This window comes from Achromobacter sp. MYb9, assembly GCF_002975275.1.
Classification (GTDB): Bacteria; Pseudomonadota; Gammaproteobacteria; order Burkholderiales; family Burkholderiaceae_B; genus Achromobacter.
In genome coordinates this window covers 72,000-94,275 of record NZ_PCOQ01000007.1, presented here as the reverse complement: position 1 = coordinate 94,275, position 22,276 = coordinate 72,000, and the positions used below count along the sequence as shown (strand labels likewise).

The window sequence follows — 22,276 nt, the reverse complement described above, 5'->3', positions numbered from 1 at the left end:
GCCACCTCCCGTATTTCCGCATTAGGTGGCGCGTCATCCCCCGGTTTCTGATTCGTCGACGCTTCATACGCTGTTTACCTGCTTGATCAGGCCGAAGAGACCATGACTGTGCGAACGGATTTTCCAATTGTGGGTATCGGCGCCTCCGCCGGCGGCGTCGAGGCGCTGGAAAGATTTTTTCGCGGCGTGCCCCCAAAGCCGGGGCTGGCGTTCGTCGTACTTACCCATCTGAGCCCCGTGCGCGAAAGCCACTTGCCAGAGGTGATCCAACACTACACCGACCTCAAGGTCCAGACTGCCACGCAGGACGCGGAGGTCCTGGCCGACAACGTCTACGTGCTTCCCGCCGATGCAGTCATGTCGATCCATGAGGGGCGGCTGCGGCTGCGCCAACGAGTGGCAGAGCAGCGCGGGCCGCGCCCAATCGACCTGTTCTTCACGTCGCTGGCCCTGGATTACGGCGAATTCTCGGCGGGCGTGGTGTTGTCCGGCGGCGACTCGGACGGCACATTGGGCATCAAGGCGATCAAGGAGCAAGGCGGCCTGACCCTTGCGCAGGCGGTCGACGGCTTCGGCCCGAGCAGCCCGGAGATGCCCGGTAGCGCCATCGCCACGGGCCTGGTCGACTTCATCGTGCCGGCCGATCAGATGGGCGTGAAACTGGTCGACTTCGCGTCGGGGCTGCGCCACCTGGACGATCTGGACGAGGGCGCCGCCCAAGGCCCGGAGCGCGCCCGGCTGGAAGCCGCCAAGCACGAAATCTACGCGCTCCTTCGCGCCCGCGTCGGCCACGATTTCAGCGGATACAAGAGCAAGACCTTCATGCGCCGCGTCCAGCGCCGCATGCACGTAAACCAGATGCTCGCCCTCGACGCCTACGTTGAATTCCTGAAGCAGCATTCCCAGGAAGCGGGCGCCCTGTTCCGCGATCTGCTGATCAGCGTCACGAATTTCTTCCGCGACGCCGAGGCCTTCGAGTCCCTGCAGAAGCGGGTGATCCCGCAGTTGCTGAAAGACCGCGACGCCACCGAAACCGTACGCCTGTGGGTGCCTGGTTGCGCTACGGGCGAAGAGGTCTATTCGCTGGCGATCCTGCTGCGCGAGCACATGGATACCCTACCGGCCGCGCCCCGGGTGCAGGTTTTCGCCACCGATATCGACGACCGCGCATTGGCCGTCGCCCGCGCGGCGCGCTACCCTGGCGCGTTGCTTGACGGCCTATCGCCCGAGCGGCGCGAACGCTATTTCGTGGCCGATGGCGACAGTTACGTGGTCAGCAAGTCGGTGCGGGACTTATGCATCTTTTCACCCCATAACGTGTTACGCGACCCGCCTTTTTCCCGGATCGACCTGGTGTCATGCCGCAATCTGCTGATCTATTTCGGCGGCGCCATTCAGAAGCAGGTCATCCCGACATTCCACTACGCGCTGCGTCCCGGCGGCTATCTGTTCCTGGGTATGTCGGAGAACGTCACCCAGTTCAGCGACCTGTTCAGCCCGATCGACAAAAAACACCGGATCTTCCAGCGCCGAGCGGATATCGGCGCGCAGCCACGTCCACCCATCACCTTGCCCTCCATGCATAAACTGGACCCGCCACATTCCGCCCACCGCCGCTCACAAACCGGCGCCTCGGCGCTGCGCCAATCGGTCGATAGCCAGGTGCTGGCGCAACACGCCCCGCCCCACGTGCTGGTCAATCGCGACGGCGACATCGTCTATTACTCTGGCCGCACAGGCAAGTACCTGGAGGCCGCGGCCGGCCTGCCGACCCGCCAAGTGTTGACACTGGCGCGCAAGGGCCTGCGCCTGGACCTGCGCACCCTCTTGCACGAGGCCGCCGAGACCGGCCTGTCCGCGGTGCGCGAAAACGTGCCCGTGGATGCTGAGGATGGCCGCGTCCAACTGGTGACCTTGACCGTGGAGCCCTTGGCCGACCATAAGGAAAACGAGTCCCTATATCTGATCCTGTTCGCTGATCAGCGCCCCATCCTCAATCGCGAGGATGCCCATGTGCGAGGCAGCGTCACGCAGCAAGGCGCGGCCCAGCAGGTCGAGCTGGAATTGCGCGACACGCGTGAACGCCTGCAATCGATGATCGAAGAATACGAAACCGCACTGGAGGAACTGAAGTCCTCCAACGAAGAGCTGGTGTCGGTCAACGAGGAATTCCAGTCCACCAACGAAGAATTGGAGGCATCCAAGGAAGAGCTGGTGTCGCTGAACGAAGAACTTCACACGGTCAACGCCGAACTGCACGGCAAAGTCGACGAACTGGACCGCAGCAACAGCGACCTGCACAACCTGTTTGAAAGTACCGCGATCGCCACGCTATTCCTGGATCGCAACCTGATCATCCGCAGCTTCACGCCAGCCATGGGCGATGTCTTCAACATCCTGCCCAGCGACTGCGGCCGCCCCATCACCGATCTGGCCAGCCGTTTCGACCTGCCCTCCTTCGCCAACGATATCGCCCAGGTCTATACCCACTATCAGCCGGTAGAACGCCGTATCGCCGGCACCTTGGACGGCAAGCACTACCTGCTGCGCCTGGTGCCTTACCGCAGCAGCGACAGCCAGGTCGACGGCGTCGTCGTGACGTTCATCGACATCACGCTCATCACCCGCGCCGAACGGCGCCACCGCGTGCTGATCTCCGAACTGCAGCACCGGACCCGCAACCTGCTGGCGCTGGTGCAAAGCGTGGCGCGGCGGACCTTGGGTGATGGCGAATCGTTCCAGCGCTTCGAGACCCGCCTGGCCGCCCTGGGGCGTGTGCAGGGTCTGCTGAGCGAATCCAATGGCGACAGGATCGCATTCAGCGGCGTCGTTCGTCGTGAACTCGACGCCGTCGGCAACGAACGGCAGGTAACGATCAGCGGGCCCGAGGTCAGCATCAGCCCCGAACGCATCCAGCCCCTGGCGCTGGCCGTCCACGAACTGGCGACCAACGCCTTCAAGTACGGCGCGCTACGCTACGAATCGGGCCGGCTGGATATCAAATGGCGCATCGAACGCCGCGATGGCAATCGAGAGCATCTGGTCCTGGATTGGGCTGAATCCGGCCTGCCCTCCCCCCCCGACGCGACGCGGCGGGGCTCTGGCCGCGATCTGATCGAGCATACGCTGGCGCACACGTTGCGCGCCAAGACCGCAATGGAGTTCAGATCGGACGGCATTGCGTGTCATATCGACATGCCGCTTGAAGCCGGCAACGAGAGCGACGACACCCCGCGCGAGTAACACCCGGCATGCGCGAACGCTTGGCGGGGGCCGACGCCCTGGCGGCGCTACTCCGGCAAGCGCGTCGCCACGGTCAGGCGATCTGCCATGAACGCCAGGAACTCCCGGGCCAGCAGCGGCAGGGTCCTTCCCTGCAAGGTCAGCACCTGGATGGTCCGCTGCCGCATTTCCGGATTCGTGAATGGCACGCCGGCAAGCCCTTCGCTACCCGCCTGGCCCATCAGGGTCAGATACCCGGTCAACGCCACAATGCGGCTGCCCGGCAGCATCGGCAGGAACGCCGCTGAATGATTCGACACATAGGCCGGTTCGACATGCAGCCCGGCATTCGCGCACGCGGCGTCGAACAGTTGCCGGACCGTCGTGCCTGAATCGCCCAGCGATAACGGATAGTCCAGCAGATCCCGCATGCCCACGCTACGACGGCTGGCCAGCGGATGGCTGCGGCACATCACCGCATACACCGGCGCGCGCGTCAGCAATTCGGTCTTCAGACGTTCGTCCTGCGCCGTGGAATAGCGCAGCGCGATCTGCGACAGACCCTCCAGGACCTGCCGGCTGACCTCGTCCGGGCGCTCGACATGCAAGTGAAACCGCGCCTCCGGCCGCACGCGTTTGAACTCCGCCATGCTGAGCGGCAGGAAGCGGTGCGCGAAGCCTTCGGTACAGGCCAGCCGGATGGTCACGTCGCCCACGTGGCCGCGCTGGCGGATCTGGGTCGTGACGCGCTCGGCCTCCAGCGCGGCGGCATTGGCGTAGGCGGCAAGCTGCCGGCCGGCTTCGCTCAGCGCCATGCCGCGCGCCTGGCGCTCGAATAGCACGATGCCAAGATCGTCTTCCAGCTTGGCGATCTGGCGGCTGACGGCAGAAGCCGCCACGTGTTGCGCTGCGGCGGCCCCGGCGATGGAACCACAGCGGGCAACCTCCAGGAAATACCTCAAGGCCAGTGAAATCATGGTCGGCTCCACAATCCATGCCTTAAAGGCATGTCAAAGATGCTAATTATCTAATTGTGGCACGGGGTGAAGCGTAATAACTTTGTGCTTCCTTTGCGCACCCCGAGAGCCGATGTGAATCGCGAACAAGCCGTCCTCCACGCCGTTGATGCCTACGACTCCGGCGCCCTGCTAACCACGTTGGCGCGTCGCGTCGCCTACGCCACGGAAAGCGAAGTGCCGGAACAAGCGGCCGCCCAGCACGCCTATCTGAATGAAGACCTGATCCCGCTGCTGACCGCGCTGGGCTTTTCCTGTGAAGTCCATGCGAACCCCGCCGGCGCGGACTTGCCTATCCTGGTGGCGCGCCGCCTCGAACAAGCGGGCCTGCCGACCGTGCTGATGTATGGCCACGGCGATGTCGTGCGGGGCAACGCCGCGAAATGGGAAGCGGGACGCGACCCGTGGCGGCTGCAGGTCGAAGGTGACCGCTGGTATGGCCGCGGCACGGCCGACAACAAGGGTCAGCACTCCATCAACCTGGAAGCCCTGCGGCATGTGATCGCCGCACGCGACGGCAAGCTGGGTTTCAACACGACGTGGCTGATCGAGACCGGCGAAGAGGCCGGTTCGCCCGGCCTGGCCGCCTTCTGCAACGCACAACGCGACGCGCTGGCGGCCGACGTGTTCATCGCCAGCGACGGCCCGCGCCTGAGCGCCGAGCGCCCCACGCTTTTCATGGGATCGCGCGGCGCGGTGAATTTCGAATTGAAGCTGCGCGCGCGGGAGCGCGGCTACCACTCCGGCAATTGGGGCGGCCTGCTGTCCAACCCCGCTATCGTGCTGATGCACGCCATCGGCACCCTGGTCGACGCCACCGGCCGCATCTGCGTCGACGGCCTGCGCCCTCCTCCCATTCCGGCCGCGGTCGCCGACGCCCTGGCCGACCTGCAGGTGGGCGGCGGCGAGGACGATCCCGAGATCAACGCGTGGTGGGGCGAACCCGGCCTGTCCGCCCCCGAGAAGGTATTTGGCTGGAACAGTCTGGACGTCCTGACGTTCGGCGCGGGCGACCCGTCCAAGCCGGTGAACGCGATCCCGCCCGAAGCCGTGGCCTGGTGCCAATTGCGCTTCGTGGTGGGCACCGACTGGCGCGCCCTGGAAACCCATGTGCGCGAGCATTTGCGCCAAGCCGGCTTTGAAGACGTGCAGGTGCGGATCGGCATGCAGGCCGGCGCTACCCGCTTGTCGCCGGACAACGCCTGGGTGCGCTGGGCCGCCGCGTCGCTGGAACGCACGACCGGCAAACGGCCTGCGCTGCTGCCCAACCTGGGCGGCTCGCTGCCCAACGACATTTTTGCCGATCAACTGGGCTTGCCCACGTTGTGGGTGCCACATTCCTACCCCGCCTGCGCCCAGCACGCGCCCAATGAACACCTGCTGGGCAGCGTCGCGCGCGAAGGCCTCGCCATCATGGCCGGCCTGTTCTGGGACCTTGGCGACCAGGGCGCCGCGCTGCGGGACGCCGCCGCTGCCCCGGATTTTCCCGCGGCCGCCTGACCCCCTACCCTTTCCCGCGTTTCCCCATGACCCTTCGAGAGCTTTGCCATGACCGCTAGATTTTGTGCCGCCGTGATGGCGTTCAACCTTGCCGTCGCCGCCTATGCGGGCGAGGTCCACGCCGCGTACCCCGAACAGCCGATCAAGATCGTCGTGCCGTTCACGCCAGGCGGCGCCACTGACACGGTGGCCCGGTTGCTGGCCAACCGCCTGTCGGGCAACCTGGGGCAATCCGTGATCGTGGAAAACCGCCCCGGGGCGTCCACCGTGATCGGCGCCGATGCGGTGGCGCGCGCGCAACCCGATGGCTACACGCTGCTGCTATCGGGCAGCACGACCTATACGGTATTGCCGGCCTTGAAATCCACGTTGCCCTACGACCCGATCAACAGCTACGAACCGATCGCCATCGTTGCCATGGCCCCGGTCGTGCTGCTGGCCCAGAACGGGCTTGCGGTCAACACGGTGCAGGAAGCGGCCGCGTTGGCCAAACGCCAAAGCGACAAGGGCGGCTTGATGTACGGCACCTTCGGACCTGGCTCCGCGCCGCACCTGGCCGGCGAAATGTTCGCCGAAGCCGCGGGCGCCAAGATGCTGCCCGTGCCCTATAAGGGCAGCGCGCAATTGATCACCGCGATGATCGGCGGCGAGGTCGCGCTGGGCGTGGACACGGTTTCGTCGGCCGCGCCGCAGGTGCGCGCGGGCAAGGTCCGCGCGCTGGCCGTCACGGGCGAGCACCGCGTGCCGCAGTTGCCGGACGTCCCCACCTTCACCGAAGCGGGCATTCCCGAGGTGTCCTTCGTCGGCTGGTACGCGTTGGCCGCCCCGGCCCGCACGCCCGCGCCGGTTCTCGACACGCTTAACCGCGCGGTCGCCAAGATCATGGAAGATCCGCAGATGCGCAAGGCCGTGTCGGACCTGGCCCTGGAACCCGTGTACCTGCCGGGCCAGGCGTTTCACGAACAGATCGCCCGTGAACTGCGCACGTTCGGCGCGGTGGCCGAACGCGCGAACATCACGCTGGACTGAACGCAACCGGCCGCGGCGCATGGGCATGCGACGCGGCCGGTTCCGCGGGGCGGCCGGTTCCGCGGGGCGGATCAATACTTGTAGTTCACGCCCAGCATGGCGCTGAACGGCGCGCCATAGTAGTTGCTGTAGACGTTGGTGCTGGCGTAGTACTTCTTGTCGAAAATGTTGTTCAGATTCAACGTCGCCGACCACTGACGGCTGAACTGGTAGCGCGCCATCAAATCGACCAGCGCGTACCCGCTTTGCGACGACTGGAACGGCTGCCCGCCCGGGCCTCGGCTGGAATACTCGGTGCCGCTCTCCCAGCGCACTCCACCGCCCACGGTCAGGGCGCTTAGATCCCCCGGCAGGCGGTACGTCGTGTACAGCTTGGCAATGTGGCGCGGCAGCCCGACTTGCGTGATGAAGCCCTGCGGCAAGCGGCGGTCCACGTAGGCATAGGACAGCTGCATCTGCCAGCCTGGCGTCAGTTCGCCGGTGATCTCGGCTTCCACGCCGCGCATCACCGCACCATCGGCGGCAACGTAAGCGCTATCGCCGTTCGGCGCCAGCCGGTCGCCATCCACCATCGCGTAGTTGTCCTGGCGCGTCCGGAACAACGCCACGGACCCGTTCAAGCGGCCGTCCAGAAACGCCGACTTCAGACCGATCTCGTAGGTATTGCCCTTGATGGGTTCAAGCACGCTGCCGGTGACGCTTTGCGCCTGCTGCGGCTGGAAGATGCTGGTGTAGCTGGCGTAGGCGGACACCGTGCTGGTCAGGTCGTAGACCACGCCGGCATACGGCGTGTAGACGCCCTGTTCGCGCATATTGTCCGGGTAGGACGACCCATCGTTGTAGTTGTAGGACGCCTGCTGGTCCCACCACGTCACGCGTGAGCCCAACACCAACGACAGCGCGTCGGTGGGACGCAGGCGCAACGCGCCATAGATCGACGCCTGTTTTTCGGTGTAGTAACGCTTGCCGGTCGACTGCCAGTCCGGCTCGGGCATGTCTCCATTCCACTGGCGGATATCGGGAATCTTCGCGTTATAGCCCGGGGCCGTCCAAAGCGGATACATGTCGTAGTCGCCCCGGGTGCGCGACGCATTCGCGCCCACCACCAGGTCGTGCTGGCGGCCAAAGGCATCGAACGCGCCCGTCAGGCTGGCGTCGACGGCATTCTGGGTTTTCGGAATAGGCCATTTCGCCACCCACACCGACGCGCCCGCGCCCGTCGATGGGTCCGCCCAGCCGTTGCTGCTGAACCAGCCGTAGGTGCGGTCGTTGTCGTCACCGGTACGGGACACAGTCACCGAGCCCTTCCACAACGGGGCGAATTCGTGGTCCAGCGTCGCGAACACGTTGTAGCGCGTGCGGTCCTGGCGGCTCCAGTCGGTGGCCGAATTGAAGCGCTGCGGGAAATCCGTCTTCGTGCCGTCGGCATACGCGGCGGGAAAGCCGAAGTACGAGCAGGCCGTGCACTTTTTGCGTTGATACTCCGCGCCCAACGTCAGCAACGTGCGTTCGGCCAGGTCCGCCTCGACCACGCCGTACAGCAATTGCGAATCCTGCTTGACGCGGTCGATGAACGAACCGCCCTCTTGCCACGCGCCGACCAGCCGGCCGCGCAGCTTGCCCGCTTCATCCAGCGGACTGCCCAGGTCGAATTCCGTGCGCTTGTAGTCCCACGAACCGACGGCCGCCCCCACGCTGGCCTCGAACTCCTGGGTGGGCCGCTTGCGTACCAAGTTGATCGAGGCCGCGGGGTTGCCGGCGCCGTTCAGCAGCCCGGTAGAACCGCGCACCACTTCGATCCGGTCATACAGCGCGGTATCCAGACCCAGCGCATTGAAATCCTTGTGCGTGGGCACGCCATCCACCTGCATGTTGGTGATTTCCATGCCCCGGGCGTACAAGCCCTTCTCGTTGTCGTCCGCCGACCCCTTCTTCTTGAACGTCAGGCCAGGCGTATTGGCGATGGCGTCCTCCAGCGTGTTGAGCCCCTGGTCGGATAAACGCTGGCGCGTCATCACGGACACCGATTGCGGTGTTTCGCGCAGCGTCATCGGCAGCTTGGTGGCCGTCGTCGACAGACCCACGGTGTAAGAATCCGTCCCCTCGCTGGGCCCGGGCTCGCGCGAGCCCAGCACTTCCACTGGCGCAAGGGTCTGCGCGCCGGCGACACGCAATCCGTAATTGTTGCCGCCTTGGCTGACCGCCTCCAGCCCGGTCCCCGACAGCATGGCCGCCAGCCCCGACGCGATGCCGTAATCGCCTTGCAAACCGGCGCTTTGCTTGCCTTGCGTCAGTTGGGCATCAAATGACAGCACCACCCCCGCCTGCGCGGCAAAGCGGCTCAACGCCAGGCCCAGCGGGCCGGCGGGGACATCGTAGCGGCGGGCAGCCTCGGTGGACGGCGCGGTCTGCGCCAGCACGGGCGGCGCAGACGCAAGCGCCATCAAGGCAACAAAGACGGCGCGCGCGATCGGCGCCTGCGGCCCCGGATGGCGATGGAAGGACATGTTGAAAGGCATAAGCTCAGGTTTTCCGTGAATCAAATCCGACGTGATCCCTGCTAAGTCGGACGAGCGCGGAAAAAGGACAATGCCAATTGAAAATAAATCAGCCGCGGGCGATCACCCGGGTGTAGTAACGGGTAAAGCGCGACACGCGCACGGGCAGCGCCCGCTCCACGGCCGCCAACGCGCGGTCTGTGTCGTCGATGGGAAATGCGCCCGACACGCGCAGGGCCGCCACCGCGTCTTCACAGCTGAGGCGGCCAGGACGGTAGCGGTCCAGTTGGGCGATGAAATCCCCCAGGCGCATGCCGTCCACGATCAGCAAGCCGCGGGTCCAGGCGTCGGGCTCACCCTGAATGACGCCTTCATGGCGGACGCCCGACGCTTCCAGCACGCCTTGCTCGCCCGCGTTCAGCACCAGTGGCGACGCCCCGCTGGCCGACAGCAGCTCGACCGCATGCCGCAACACCGCGACGCGCGTGCGCGCCGCCTGCCGGTTGACGGTAAAGCGCGTGCCCAACGGCCGAACCGTGCCGTGCAGCGTCGTCACGCGCAGGGGCGGCAGGCCCGGGGCGGCATGCTCGGTATCGATCAGGATCTCGCCCGCGTGGACGGTCACATGACGCCCCTGCGCATCCATGGCAACGTCTACCGCGCTTGCGCTGTCCAGCCACAACAAGGTGCCGTCCGCCAGCAACAGTTCGCGCCGTTCGCCCGCGCCCATGCGATAGTCGGCCAGATAGCCGGCCGCCAGCCGTTCAACAGGCAAGGTCCGCCACGCCAGCACGCCACCGGCCCCGAGCAGAGCTACCGCCCCCAGACCGTTGCGCAACACGGCGCGCCGGCGCGCGAAGTGCTGGTCCGCGCGGATGAGCGTATCGGCGGCCAGCCGCGCGGGCGCAGCGCCCAATGTGCCGCGCAGCCGCTCAACCTGCCGCCAGATGCGAGCATGTTCGGGGTCGGCGGCCAGCCAGCGGCGATGCGCCGCTACATCGGCCGCATCCACGTCGTCGGCGCATAGGCGCGCGTACCATTGCGCCGCCGCGGTGATTGTCTGGTTCGCCATCACCGGCTATTGCCTTTCCAACGCGTGGACCAAGCAGTGCTCGGTCGCGCGCGCCATGTACTTCTTGACCGAACTGACCGTCACGCCCAGCGCGGCCGCGATGTCCGCATAACTGGCGCCTTCCAGCTGTGACATCAGGAAAGCCCGCCGCACTTTGTCGCCCAGGCCGTGCAGCATGGCGTCGATCTCGCGGATGGTTTCCAGCAGAATAGCTTGCGTTTCGGGCGAGATCGCGTGGGCCTCCGGCTGCTGCGCCAGGGTCTCCAGCCAGGCGCGCTCCAATACCTGGCGGCGGATGTGGTCAACCAGTGTGCGTTGCGCCACCGTGGCCAGGAAGCTGCGCGGCTGTCGCACGCCCTGCAACTGCGCCATGGACGCAGGCGAAGCCAACAGGCGTAAAAAGGTGTCTTGCGCCAGGTCGGCCGCTTCGGCGGGCACGGCCAGCCGCCGCAGCAGCCAACCGCGCAGCCAGCCATGATGATCGCGATAGAGCAAGCCCAGCTCGCGGTGCTCCAGAGATTCCAAGGACGACATGGCCGTAGCGCGACCGCTTCCTGATTTTTTAAGAATGGGAATTGTAATCATTATTGATGATGGCGGGCAATCGCCCGCCATCCCCATCCCGGCCGCCCCTTTTCCCTCCGCCCTACACCACGGGCGGCGCGGTCTCCCGCTCGGGATGCCGGTGCTTGGCCAGCGCCTGAATGAATGCGGCCGCGCTGTTCGCGGGCGTCCCGCTGCCCGTCAACAGCCCGCCGTCCGATGCATCTGGCGCAATGCCCGCCGCCTCGAACAACGTCGCGCCCGCCCCCAGCGCCATCAGCGTCTTGCCGTGTCGAAACGCGTCGCGCAGGAATTCCAGCGCTCGCCCGTCTGCCTGCAGCCGCCCGACGGCATCCACGCCGCCCGGGACGACCGCGCCGTCGAACAGCCCGGAAGGATGGTTGTCCAGCGAGGCATCCGCATCCCACGTGCTGCCGTCCTCGGCCTGCAATGGGCCAATCCGCTGCCCCACCAGCCGCACCACGACGCCCGCCCGGATCAGCATATCCGCCACGGCCGCCACCGCCGCGCCGTCCACGCCTTCCGCGGCCAGGATGGCGACCTTGCGCGTGGCGACGCCGCCGTCGCCTGGCCTGGCGGTCAGCGACAGGGCTGCCGACACCTCGACCTCGGGCGCCGGGGGCTGGGCGGCGGCGCGCGGCAGGGGTTCGGGCAAGACCATGCCCAACTGGTCCGCCACGCCCTGGGCGAGTTCATCCGACACGTTGCGCAGCGACGCCACCATGCGCTGCCGGATAGCCGGCACGGTGACCTTGCTGAGTTCAAAGGCGAAAGCGTTGATGATGTGCCGCTGCTCCCAATCCGTCTGGCTATTGAAAAACAGCGCAGCCTGGTTGTAGTGTTCGGCGAACTTCTCGGGATGGCCGCGCAATTCGTCGCCCGCCACCGGTTCCGGGAACGGCACGTAGCCGTCCATGCCGGCCTGGAACGGACAACCGCCCGCCAGCGAATTCGGCTCATACGACACGCGGCCCCGATGGATGGTTTGACGGTGCATGCCGTCGCGCTGATTGTTGTGCACCGGCGCCAGCGGCGCATTGATGGGGAGCTCGTGGAAATTCGGGCCGCCCAGCCGCGAGATCTGCGTATCCACATACGAATGGATGCGCCCGGCAAGCAACGGATCATTGGTGAAGTCCACCCCCGGCACGACGTGCGCCGCACAGAAGGCGACCTGCTCGGTCTCGGCGAAGAAGTTGTCCGGGTTGCGGTCCAGCACCATCCGCCCGATGGGCGTGATCGGCACCAGTTCTTCGGGCACGATCTTGGTGGGGTCCAGCACGTCGAAGCTGAAGCGCTCCGCCTCTTCTTCCGTGAAGATCTGCACGCCCAGCTCCCATTCGGGGCCGTTACCGGCGTCGATGGCTTCCCACAGATCGCGACGATGGAAGTCGGGGTCGGCGCCCGACACCTTGACCGCTTCATCCCACACCTGGGAATGCGTGCCCAGAACCGGGCTCCAGTGGAACTTCACCAGCCGGGACTCGCCCTGGGCGTTGACGAAGCGAAACGTATGCACGCCAAAGCCCTGCATCATGCGGTAGCTGCGCGGAATGGCGCGGTCAGACATCAGCCACATCAACATGTGCGTGGATTCCGGCATCAGCGACACGAAGTCCCAGAATGTGTCGTGCGCGGACGCGGCCTGCGGCATGCCATGGTGCGGCTCGGTTTTCACCGCATGCACCAGGTCCGGGAATTTCATGGCGTCCTGGATGAAAAAGACCGGCATGTTGTTGCCCACCAGGTCCCAGTTGCCTTCATCGGTGTAGAACTTCACCGCGAAGCCGCGCACGTCGCGCGCCGTATCCTTGGAGCCGCGTTCGCCCGCCACGGTCGAAAACCGCACGAACACCGGCGTGCGCTTGCCTTGCTCGGCAAACAACGAGGCGGCCGTCAGGTCGGTCAGCGGCTTGTAGCATTCAAAGTAGCCATGCGCAGCCGAACCGCGCGCGTGCACGATACGCTCGGGGATGCGCTCGTGATCGAAATGCGTGATCTTCTCGCGCAGGATGAAGTCTTTCAGCAAGGCCGGGCCGCGCAATCCGGCTTTGAGCGAATGCTGGTTGTCGGCAACGCGCACGCCCTGGTTCGTCGTCAGCATCTGGGCACTGGCGTCGGCGCGCACGCGCGCCAGCTCGCCGCCCACCGCGTTGACGCCCGCCGCGGCGGCATCCACGGTCTTGCCCGAGACTTCGGTTTCCGACAAGGTGCTGGCGCCCACCGACGGGTCCGCCGTTGCAACATGCGCGCCCGTGAAGGGGCAACGCGCCGCATCGGCGCCGTACTCGGCGGCCTTGCCGGCGTTGTGGGGCATGGCCGCCGCGGTGTCGCCCACCGCGGCAGCCCGCTTCAGCGCGGGATGGCCGGGCTTGCCGGCAGGGCCGGCGGCCGGGCCGCTATCGGTATTCATATAGGCGGTATCCAGCGCGCCGCCTTTGCCGGCGGCGGTCTTGCGCGCCGGCGGCGATCCTGCTGGCGTCTTGCCTGCGGATTTCCTTGTTGCCATGGCCGGTCTCCTAGTGTTTCAGCATTTTGTCGCGCGCCTGCTCGGCCCGCGATGCGCCGATGGCGGACTCCACCTGCTTGACCTCCTCGGGCGGCGGCAGCACGGCAGGGAAACCCAGGGACTCCACCCACAGTTCCCGCGACCAGCCCTGCGTGTGATACAGGTGGTGGTCTTCGTCGGTCGCCACGGCGTCATAGGCTTGCTTCAGGATCTTGCCCTCGCGCCCGGTGTCCTGATCGGCGATCAGACCGATCAACGACCAATTCGCGTGATCCTTGGTTTCGGCCAGCACCACGCATTCGGTCGCCACCAACTGCGCGGCGGCGGCATCCCCTTCGCTGATCGCCATCTTCATGGCCTTCACCAGCGACTCGCCCAGGTGGCGAACCACGGCCCGGCCCGGCGATTGCGTCTCGGGATCGAGTCCCAGTTGTTCAAACACGGTCAAAAGGACACGCTGGTGAGTGCGCGTTTCCTCCAGGTATTCCTTCCATTCTTTCTTCAAGTCTTCGTTGATGGCACAGGACACGGCGGTTTCGTACACCGACAGACCGCCGATCTCCGTCTCCAGCGCCTGATACAGCAGTTCGTTGATCTGTTTGGTGTTTCCGGCATTGCGTTTCATCGCGGGCTCCTCTTTCATTGGCATCAACCGCCTCCGGCCTGGGCGGACGGTCGAACGGGATGAAGCGCCCCTTCAGCAAGCGCCATGCCCAACCGCCCGGCGCTTGCCTTGAAGTCGGCACGCCCGGAATGCTTAGCATCGCAACTCCGGCCCCAGTTCGCATAGAATTGGAACCATTCTCAATAAAACCAAAATCCGCCGGGCTCGCGGCGGCAACGACGATAAAAGAGGCTCGATCTGAAATCCGGTTTCCGCCTATCCATGGCCTGGTTGCACACCTGGGTCGGCCTGTGGTTCTCCTGGCTGCTGTTCGCCGTGTTCCTGACGGGGTCGCTGGCCGTATTTTCCGAGCCGATCACGCACTGGATGACGCCCGAACACCACGCGGCCGAAGCCCTGGCCGCGCAGCAGGAAAGCGCCCCCGTGGACCGCGCCCGCCGCTTTGATCTGGCGGTCGACTACATGCGGCAAAAACACCCGGGCGCGGAAATGTGGGAAATCTGGCCCGTCAACCGCTTGCATGAGAACAGCCTGTCCGTCTACTGGTTCAATCAGAACGGGCAGTACGCCGAGGCCGAACTGAACCCGGCCACCGGCGCCGAGATGGACGACCATCACGACGAAGAAGGCCGCGCCACGATGGGCGGCACCCACTTCGTGGACTTCCACTACATGCTGCATGAAAGCCGCTTCGGCCTATGGATCGTGGCGTTCGCCACCATGGCGATGCTGGTCGCGCTGATTTCAGGCGTCGTCACGCATAAGCGCATCTTCAAGGACTTCTTCACGTTCCGCGCGAAGAAGGGTCAGCGTTCATGGCTGGACGCGCACAACGCGGTCGCGGTGCTGACCTTGCCCTTCCAGTTCATGATCGCCTACACCGGCATCGTGATTTCCAGCGCCGCCCTGATGCCGGCGCCCGTCGCCGCCCACTACGGCGCCGGGATGGAAGGCACCCGCCTGTACCTGGCCGAGATGCAGGGCGAAGTCAAAGCGCAGCGCACCGGCCTGCCGCTTGCGGTGCCCAAGCTGGAGCCCATCGTGGCGCAGGCGGAAGCGCTGATCGGCCAAACCGCGCGCGCCATCGTCATCAACAATCCCGAAGACAGTTCCATGCGGATCGCCGTGTACGGCTGGAACGAAGACCGCGACACTTTCCACAATATCAGCGCCACGACGGGCATGGCCGAGTTCTTGGGCGCCACGGGCGAACTGCTGCGCAGCCGGCCTGCGGGCGGCGTCAACGGCGGCGCGCCGGCCCAGGCGCGCCAAGTGATGGGCGACCTGCACATGGCCCACTTCGGCGGCTTGGCCCTCCAGTGGCTGTACTTCATCTGCGGCCTGGCGGGCGCTGCCATGATGGCCACGGGCGCCGTGCTCTTCATGGTGAAGCGGCGCGCCAAGGCGGGCGGTGAATTCGGCGCCGCAACGGCGCGCATGTATCGGCTCTTCGAAGGCCTGAACGTGGCCGCGCTGGCCGGCCTGGCGGTGGCCTGCGTGGGCTACTTCTGGGCCAACCGGCTGCTGCCCGTCGCGCTGGAAAACCGGGTGCTTTGGGAACTGCGCGGCTTCTTCGGTATCTGGGCGCTGATGCTGGCGCTGGCCTGGCTGTGCCGCCCGCGTCAGGCGTGGATCACGCAGTTGGGCCTGCTGGCCGCGCTTTGCCTGCTGCTGCCGTTGATGTCGTTCATGACGCTGGGCGATCACGTCTTCGCGCAGATCGGGCGTGGGGACTGGGAAAGCGCCGGCGTGGAACTGACGGCCCTGGCCTTTGGCGTACTATCCGCCTGGGCGGCCATCCGTTTGTGGAAAAAGCCACTGCCCGCGCCCGCCCAGCGCATTCCCCGCGCGAACCCAGAGATTGCGGCATGAACATGAACGACGTATTCGCCATTGTGATGGCATTGCTGCTGACCTACTCCGGCATGGCCTGCCTGAGCCTGGCCATGCCGCGCCATTACGACCAGGTCTGGGGCCGCGATCCGTCGGCCGGCCACACGCGCGTGCTGCGCGGCGCCGGCGTGCTGCTGCTGGCGCTGGCCCTGCTTCCCTGCGTCGGGCTGTGGGGCAATACCGTGGGTGTCGTCGCCTGGCTGGGCTGGCTTTCGGCCGGCGCGCTGCTGTGGGTCGGCATGCTGTCCTGGGCGCCGCGTCCGGCCGCCAGCACGGCCGCCCTTGCCGTGGCCATTTCGTTGGCCGGCATCGGCATCGGCTTCTGACGCCCGCCGCGCATTGCGCATTTCAGGGGCCGTTCCCCCCTGTTTGACCCGTATCAAATCAGGCTGATATCGCACGCATCTTGCGCGCCGGCAGCACCATATGTGGTGGTAGAGTTTTCACACCCCACTACATATGGTGTCAACAATGCCTATCCAACACATCCTCAAGCGCGACGGCCGGGTCGCGGCCTTTGATCGCGACAAAATCGCGCATGCCATGGCGGCCGCCGGAATCAGCACCGGGGAGTTGGACCTGGCGGGCGCGCAAATCCTCACGGATAACGTCATCGGTGCGCTGGCGGACCAACCCTGCCCCGGCGTCGAAACCATCCAGAACCGGGTCGAGGAAGCCCTGGTCCAGGCGGGCCACTGGCGCACCGCCCGCGCCTACATCGTGCACCGCGAACAACATGCCCGGCTGCGCGCGCTGCGCCACACGATAGTCGACGTGGAAAGCGCCATGGAGGAATACCTGGACCAGCGAGACTGGCGCGTCAACGCCAACGCCAACCAAGGCTACAGCCTGGGCGGCCTGATCCTGAACGTGGCCGGAAAGGTCACCGCCAACTACTGGCTGTCCAACGTCTTCGCCCCCGAAGCGGGCCAGGCGCACCGCGACGGCGACATCCACATCCATGACCTCGACATGCTTAGCGGCTATTGCGCCGGCTGGTCGCTGCGCCAATTGCTGACCGAAGGCTTCAACGGCATCCCGGGCAAGGTGGAATCCACGCCGCCCAAACACATGTCTGCCGCCATCGGCCAGATCGTCAACTTCCTGGGCACGCTTCAAAACGAATGGGCAGGCGCGCAGGCGTTCAGCTCCTTCGACACCTACATGGCGCCCTTCATCCGCCGCGACGCCATGACGTACGCCGAGGTGAAGCAGTCGATGCAGGAACTGATCTTCAACCTGAACGTGCCCAGCCGCTGGGGCACGCAAACGCCATTCACCAACCTGACGTTCGACTGGACCTGCCCGGCCGACCTGAAGGAACAGGTGCCTTACGTGGGCGGCCAGGAAATGCCGTTCCACTACGGCGACCTGCAAGCCGAAATGGACATGATCAACCGGGCCTACATCGAAGTGATGATGGCGGGCGACGCCAAAGGGCGCGTGTTCACCTTCCCCATTCCCACCTACAACATCACGCCCGACTTCGACTGGGACCACCCCAACGCCGACCGCCTGTTCGAAATGACGGCGCGCTACGGGCTGCCCTACTTCCAGAACTTCTTGAATTCCGACCTGGAACCCCACATGGTGCGGTCCATGTGCTGCCGCCTGCAGCTGGACTTGCGCGAACTGCTCAAGCGCGGCAACGGGCTGTTCGGATCGGCGGAACAGACGGGATCAGTAGGCGTGGTGACCGTGAACTGCGCACGCCTGGGCTACACCTGCCAAGGCGACGAAGCGCGGTTGATGGCACGGCTGGACGCGCTGCTGGGCCTGGGGCGCGACGTGCTGGAAACCAAGCGCAAGGTGGTGCAGCGCTACATCGACCAGGGCCTCTATCCCTATACCCGGCGCTACCTGGGCACGCTGCGCAACCACTTCAGCACGCTGGGTGTGAACGGCATCAACGAGATGATCCGCAACTTCTCGAACGGCGCGGACGATGTCACCACGGCCGCGGGCCACGCGTTGGCCGTGCGCCTGCTGGACCGTGTGCGCGACCGCATGACGGAATTCCAGGAACAGACCGGCCACCTCTACAACCTGGAGGCCACGCCGGCCGAAGGCACGACCTACCGCTTCGCCCGCGAAGACAGGAAGCGCTACCCCGGCATTCTGCAAGCGGGCACGGATGCCCAGCCGTACTACACCAATTCCAGCCAGTTGCCCGTGGGCTACACCGACGACCCCTTCCATGCGCTGGAGCTTCAGGAAACCCTGCAGGGCAAGTACACCGGCGGCACGGTGCTGCACCTGTACATGAACGAAGCGGTGTCGTCCGCCGACGCCTGCAAGCAGTTGGTGCGCCGCGCCCTGTCGAATTTCCGGCTGCCCTACATCACGGTCACGCCCACGTTCTCGATCTGCCCCAACCATGGCTACCTGGCCGGGCATCACGAGTTCTGCCCCAAATGCGACGCCGAACTGCTGGCCAAGCAATCCGCGTGCTGCGCACCCGCCTAGCGCGCGACACCCCGCCGGCCCCAAGCCGGCATTCACCCCAAGGAGTCCTTCATGCAAACCTTGACCGTCCCCGCCACCGCCGCTGCGCCCGTTCTGCAACTGGACGATAGCCAGCGCGTGCGCTGCGAAGTCTGGACCCGAGTCATGGGCTACCACCGTCCCGTCTCTTCCTTCAACACCGGCAAACAAGGCGAATTCAATGAACGCCGCTTCTTCGTCGAGCAACGCGCCTGAAGGCGCGCCTCAACACGCTGAAACCGGTACCCGCAGGCTGGCCGCAAGGCCAGCCTACGCGGCGCCGCCCCAACCCGTCGCCCAACCGTTGCCGCGGCATTCGCCCGCGATCGGCGGGCTGGTGCCCTTTTCAACGGTGGATTGGCCGGGCCAGTTGGCCGCCGTCGTCTTCATCTCGGGCTGCCCCTGGCGCTGCCACTACTGCCACAACACCGAACTGCAAACCCGCGCCGCCCGGTACGACTGGCGCGAAACGCGGGCCTTCCTGGCAACGCGCACCGGCTTGCTGGATGCCGTAGTGTTCTCGGGCGGCGAACCCCTTAGCGAACCCCGCCTCCCATCCTTGATCCGCGACGTGCGGCGCATGGGATACCGCGTGGGTCTGCACACGGCAGGCATCTATCCCCTGCGTTTGGCCGACGTGCTGCGCCATCTGGACTGGGTGGGGCTGGACATCAAGGCCGACGCGCAGGGCTACGACGACATCACCGGCCGCCGCGATTCCCAGCGCCCCGCGTTGGCCTGCCTGACGCAGTTGCTATCGGCCGGCACGGAATTCGAATGCCGCATCACCTGGCACCCCGACTGGCTGGACGAAACGCGGCTGCTGACCCTGGCCCGCGAGCTGGCCCGCCGCGGCGTGCGGCGCTTCGCCGTCCAAGGGGCGCGCAGTTCGCCGGGCGCGCCCCCCGGGCGCGCGTTAAGTGCGCAGGCGCAAACCATGCTGGTGCAGTGGTTTGAGGAATTCGCCTACCGCTGAGCCAGCGCCGCCGCCAGCGTGGGGTAAAAGCGCGGCGATCCGATCGCCCCGACGTTGCACCGCGACCACGGTGATGTGGCGGTCGGGTCCACGCTGAATACGCGCCCCGGGGCCATGATGACTTTCTCTGGCATCAGGTCCGTGGCGAGCTTCAACGAATCGGACACGCCAGGAAACGACGACCATAGATAAAGCGAACTCGTGGGCCGCGCAAACACCTCTGCCCCCAGTGAATCCAACACCTGCAGGGCGTGGCCGGTGGCAACCTCCAGGCGCTGCCGCAGCCGTACCAGGTGCCGCTCGTAATGCCCGTCGCGCAGCATCACGTCCACCATGCGCTCGCAATATTCCGAACTGCTGACATGCACCAGGGCTTTCAGGTCGGCCAGGTCGCTCGCCAACGCCGCATTGCAGGCGATGAAGCCCACCCGGAGCGCCGCCGAAAACGATTTCGAGAAACTGCCGATGTAGATGGTGCGTTCCAACTGGTCCAGCGCCGACAGCCGGACCGCGGAGGTGGGCTTGAAGTCGGCCAGCGAGTCGTTTTCGACGACCATCAGGTTATAGCGTTCGGACAGCTGCAGAACCTTATAAGCCTTGGCCAGCGAGATATCCGAACCCGTTGGGTTGTGCGCCAGCGACTGCGTGAAGAACAGCCGGGGCTTCTCGCGTTGCAACAAGGCCTCCAGCGCAACCACGTCGGGCCCGTCGGACAGGCGCGGCACGCCCAGCATGCGCACGCCCGCCAGCTTCAGCTTGCCGAACAACGGGTAGTACCCGGGGTTGTCCACCAGCACGGTCGCGCCCGGCGGCACGAAATAGCGGATCACCAGGTCCATGGCCTCGTTCGCGCCATGCGTCAGCACCAATTGCGGCGGCGCCACATTCACGCCCACATCGCCCAACTTGCGCACCAGGCTTTCGCGCAGCGGCGCGTAGCCAAAGCGGCTGCCATAGCGGAACAACGCCCCAAGCCCCGTGCGCACCACTTTCTGGTGATAGCGGTCCATGCGCATGTCGGCCAGCCACTCCACGGGCGGGAAGCCGTCCCCGGCCTGCACCGCGTCAGGCTGCGTCTTGAGCTGTTCGCGCATCAACCAGACGATGTCCATCGCCCGGCTCAATTGCCCGGCTTCTTCGTCGGCGGCCTTGCGCGCGAAATCGCCGTCCAGCACGTAGAAGCCGGCGCCCCGGCGCGGTTCCACCAGCCCCTGGGCCACCAGCATTTCAAACGCCACGACCACGGTGTTCTTGGCGTACCGGTGCAGTTGCGACAACTCGCGCAGAGACGGTAGCTTGTCGCCCGGGCGGTACACGCCATCGGCGATCTGCTGGCCGATGAGCTTGGCCAGGCTTTCGGCGATAGGCGCCCCGCGCGGCCGCTTGCCCAGTTTGATTGCGTGTTCCATGCGTTGTCTTCCGCGTGAATCGTGGCCAGAATTGGTGCAGTGCAATGGTACTGTTTGCCAAAACTGTACCTCTCAATAGCGGTACAGTTTACCTAGAATCAGGCCACTCGATACCTATACGGAGACTGCCATCGTGGCCGATTCACGCTTGCCCAACTTCCGCGCGCTGACGCCCGCGCAACGCCTGGCCGCCATCGCGGACGCCGCCTCGCTGACCCCCGAAGAACAGCAGTTGCTGGCCCGCCCCGGCGCGCTCGGCCTGGACCGTGCCGACGGCATGATCGAAAACGTCATTGGCGCGTTCGAACTGCCGCTGGGGGTCGCCGGCAACTTCCAGGTCAACGGGCGCGACGTGCTGGTGCCGATGGCCGTGGAAGAACCTTCCGTCGTCGCGGCGGCCTCTTACATGGCCAAGCTCGCGCGCGAATGCGGCGGTTTCGAAACGTCCAGCAGCCGCCCGTTGATGCGCGCGCAGGTACAGGTGCTGGGCCTGACCGACCCGCATGGCGCGCGGCTGGCGCTGCTACGCGAACGCGAGCGCATCGTGACGCTGGCCAACAGCCGCGACAAGGTGCTGATCGGGCTGGGCGGCGGCTGCCAGGACCTGGAAGTCCATGTCTTTGCCGACACGCCGCGCGGCCCGATGATCGTGCTGCACCTGATCGTGGACGTGCGCGACGCGATGGGCGCCAACACCGTCAATACCATGGCCGAGGCCGTGGCGCCGCTGGTCGAAACCATCACGGGCGGCTCGGTGCGCCTGCGCATTCTGTCCAACCTGGCCGACCTGCGCTTGTCGCGCGCCCGCGTGCGCCTGACGCCGCAGGTGCTGGACACCAAGGACCGCAGCGGCGCCGACATCATCGAGGGCGTGCTCGACGCCTACACGTTCGCCGCCGTCGACCCGTACCGCGCGGCCACGCACAACAAGGGCATCATGAACGGCATCGATCCCGTGATCGTGGCCACCGGCAACGACTGGCGCGCGGTCGAGGCCGGCGCGCACGCCTATGCGGCCCGTTCGGGCCGCTACACGTCGCTGACGCAATGGGAGAAAGACACGTCGGGCGCGCTGGTGGGCACGATTGAAATGCCCATGCCCGTGGGCTTGGTGGGGGGCGCGACCAAAACGCATCCGCTTGCCCGCCTGGCCCTGAAGATCATGGACGTGCGCTCGGCGCAGGAACTGGGCGAAGTGGCCGTCGCCGTGGGCCTGGCGCAGAATCTGGGCGCGTTGCGCGCGCTGGCAACCGAAGGCATCCAGCGCGGCCACATGGCGCTGCATGCCCGCAACATCGCCCTGGTGGCCGGCGCATCGGGCGCCGAAATCGATACCATCGCCAAGCGCATGGCGGCGGAGCAAGACGTCCGCACCGACCGCGCGCTGGCCTTGCTGGAGGAACTGCGGCAGTCACGATAAGCCCGGCCGGCCCAGGCCATATAAGAACAGAGGCGGCGCACGGCAACGCCGGCGCTGCC

At 66.0% G+C, this 22,276-nt stretch carries 16 protein-coding genes; 9 read left to right on the top strand and 7 right to left on the bottom strand.

Annotated elements, in window-relative coordinates; all coding sequences use genetic code 11:
• The first annotated feature begins 102 nt into the window (after positions 1-102).
• The gene (locus CQ050_RS12780; protein WP_105557202.1) at positions 103-3,243 is read left to right on the top strand and encodes a CheR family methyltransferase; all 3,141 of its coding nucleotides are present in this window, start codon (positions 103-105) and stop codon (positions 3,241-3,243) included.
• A gap of 47 nt (positions 3,244-3,290) precedes the next feature.
• On the opposite strand, the gene CQ050_RS12775 is transcribed toward CQ050_RS12780, so the two are convergent.
• The gene (locus CQ050_RS12775; RefSeq protein WP_105557201.1) at positions 3,291-4,199 is read right to left on the bottom strand and encodes a LysR family transcriptional regulator; all 909 of its coding nucleotides are present in this window, start codon (positions 4,197-4,199) and stop codon (positions 3,291-3,293) included.
• Positions 4,200-4,313: 114 nt separating this feature from the next.
• Between CQ050_RS12775 and CQ050_RS12770 the strand changes: the two genes are divergently transcribed.
• Both CQ050_RS12770 and CQ050_RS12765 read left to right on the top strand, forming a co-directional pair.
• Complete coding sequence (locus CQ050_RS12770; RefSeq protein ID WP_105557200.1) at positions 4,314-5,738, top strand: M20 family metallopeptidase; 1,425 nt, start codon at positions 4,314-4,316, stop codon at positions 5,736-5,738.
• A 48-nt stretch (positions 5,739-5,786) separates the two neighbouring features.
• Positions 5,787-6,767, top strand: coding sequence for a tripartite tricarboxylate transporter substrate binding protein (locus CQ050_RS12765; protein ID WP_105557199.1), 981 nt, complete (start codon positions 5,787-5,789; stop codon positions 6,765-6,767).
• A 71-nt stretch (positions 6,768-6,838) separates the two neighbouring features.
• On the opposite strand, the gene CQ050_RS12760 is transcribed toward CQ050_RS12765, so the two are convergent.
• The 5 genes from CQ050_RS12760 to CQ050_RS12740 all read right to left on the bottom strand — a co-directional run bounded on the left by CQ050_RS12760 (position 6,839) and on the right by CQ050_RS12740 (position 14,035).
• Positions 6,839-9,286 carry a TonB-dependent receptor gene (locus tag CQ050_RS12760; protein ID WP_105557198.1) on the bottom strand — a complete coding sequence of 816 codons (2,448 nt, stop codon included), beginning with the start codon at positions 9,284-9,286 and terminating at the stop codon, positions 6,839-6,841.
• An 88-nt stretch (positions 9,287-9,374) separates the two neighbouring features.
• The gene (locus CQ050_RS12755) at positions 9,375-10,337 is read right to left on the bottom strand and encodes a FecR domain-containing protein (RefSeq protein WP_105557197.1); all 963 of its coding nucleotides are present in this window, start codon (positions 10,335-10,337) and stop codon (positions 9,375-9,377) included.
• Positions 10,338-10,343: 6 nt separating this feature from the next.
• Complete coding sequence (locus CQ050_RS12750) at positions 10,344-10,871, bottom strand: sigma-70 family RNA polymerase sigma factor (protein ID WP_105557196.1); 528 nt, start codon at positions 10,869-10,871, stop codon at positions 10,344-10,346.
• A gap of 112 nt (positions 10,872-10,983) precedes the next feature.
• A complete protein-coding gene (locus CQ050_RS12745) occupies positions 10,984-13,410 on the bottom strand; it encodes a catalase (protein ID WP_369868275.1) in 2,427 nt (808 codons plus the stop codon).
• Between the two features lie 10 nt (positions 13,411-13,420).
• Positions 13,421-14,035, bottom strand: a complete 615-nt coding sequence (locus CQ050_RS12740; protein ID WP_105557195.1) for a hypothetical protein — start codon at positions 14,033-14,035, stop codon at positions 13,421-13,423.
• A gap of 261 nt (positions 14,036-14,296) precedes the next feature.
• Between CQ050_RS12740 and CQ050_RS12735 the strand changes: the two genes are divergently transcribed.
• The 5 genes from CQ050_RS12735 to CQ050_RS12715 all read left to right on the top strand — a co-directional run bounded on the left by CQ050_RS12735 (position 14,297) and on the right by CQ050_RS12715 (position 19,388).
• Positions 14,297-15,907: a PepSY domain-containing protein gene (locus tag CQ050_RS12735; protein ID WP_105557194.1), complete on the top strand. Its 1,611-nt coding sequence runs from the start codon at positions 14,297-14,299 to the stop codon at positions 15,905-15,907.
• On the top strand, positions 15,904-16,254 hold the full coding sequence (locus CQ050_RS12730) for a DUF3325 domain-containing protein (RefSeq protein ID WP_006223268.1): 351 nt from the start codon (positions 15,904-15,906) through the stop codon (positions 16,252-16,254). The genes CQ050_RS12735 and CQ050_RS12730 overlap by 4 nt, the downstream gene beginning before the upstream one ends.
• Positions 16,255-16,399: 145 nt before the next feature.
• Complete coding sequence (locus CQ050_RS12725; protein WP_105557193.1) at positions 16,400-18,394, top strand: ribonucleoside triphosphate reductase; 1,995 nt, start codon at positions 16,400-16,402, stop codon at positions 18,392-18,394.
• A 51-nt stretch (positions 18,395-18,445) separates the two neighbouring features.
• Positions 18,446-18,628, top strand: coding sequence for an anaerobic ribonucleoside-triphosphate reductase (gene nrdD, locus CQ050_RS12720; RefSeq protein WP_105557192.1), 183 nt, complete (start codon positions 18,446-18,448; stop codon positions 18,626-18,628).
• Positions 18,594-19,388, top strand: coding sequence for an anaerobic ribonucleoside-triphosphate reductase activating protein (locus tag CQ050_RS12715; protein WP_199196801.1), 795 nt, complete (start codon positions 18,594-18,596; stop codon positions 19,386-19,388). The genes nrdD and CQ050_RS12715 overlap by 35 nt, the downstream gene beginning before the upstream one ends.
• On the opposite strand, the gene CQ050_RS12710 is transcribed toward CQ050_RS12715, so the two are convergent.
• The gene (locus CQ050_RS12710; RefSeq protein ID WP_105557191.1) at positions 19,379-20,797 is read right to left on the bottom strand and encodes a PLP-dependent aminotransferase family protein; all 1,419 of its coding nucleotides are present in this window, start codon (positions 20,795-20,797) and stop codon (positions 19,379-19,381) included. The two genes, CQ050_RS12715 and CQ050_RS12710, sit on opposite strands and share 10 nt — an antisense overlap.
• A 130-nt stretch (positions 20,798-20,927) precedes the next feature.
• On the opposite strand from CQ050_RS12710, the gene CQ050_RS12705 reads away from it, so the two are divergent.
• The gene (locus tag CQ050_RS12705; protein WP_105557190.1) at positions 20,928-22,217 is read left to right on the top strand and encodes a hydroxymethylglutaryl-CoA reductase, degradative; all 1,290 of its coding nucleotides are present in this window, start codon (positions 20,928-20,930) and stop codon (positions 22,215-22,217) included.
• Positions 22,218-22,276: the final 59 nt, after the last annotated feature.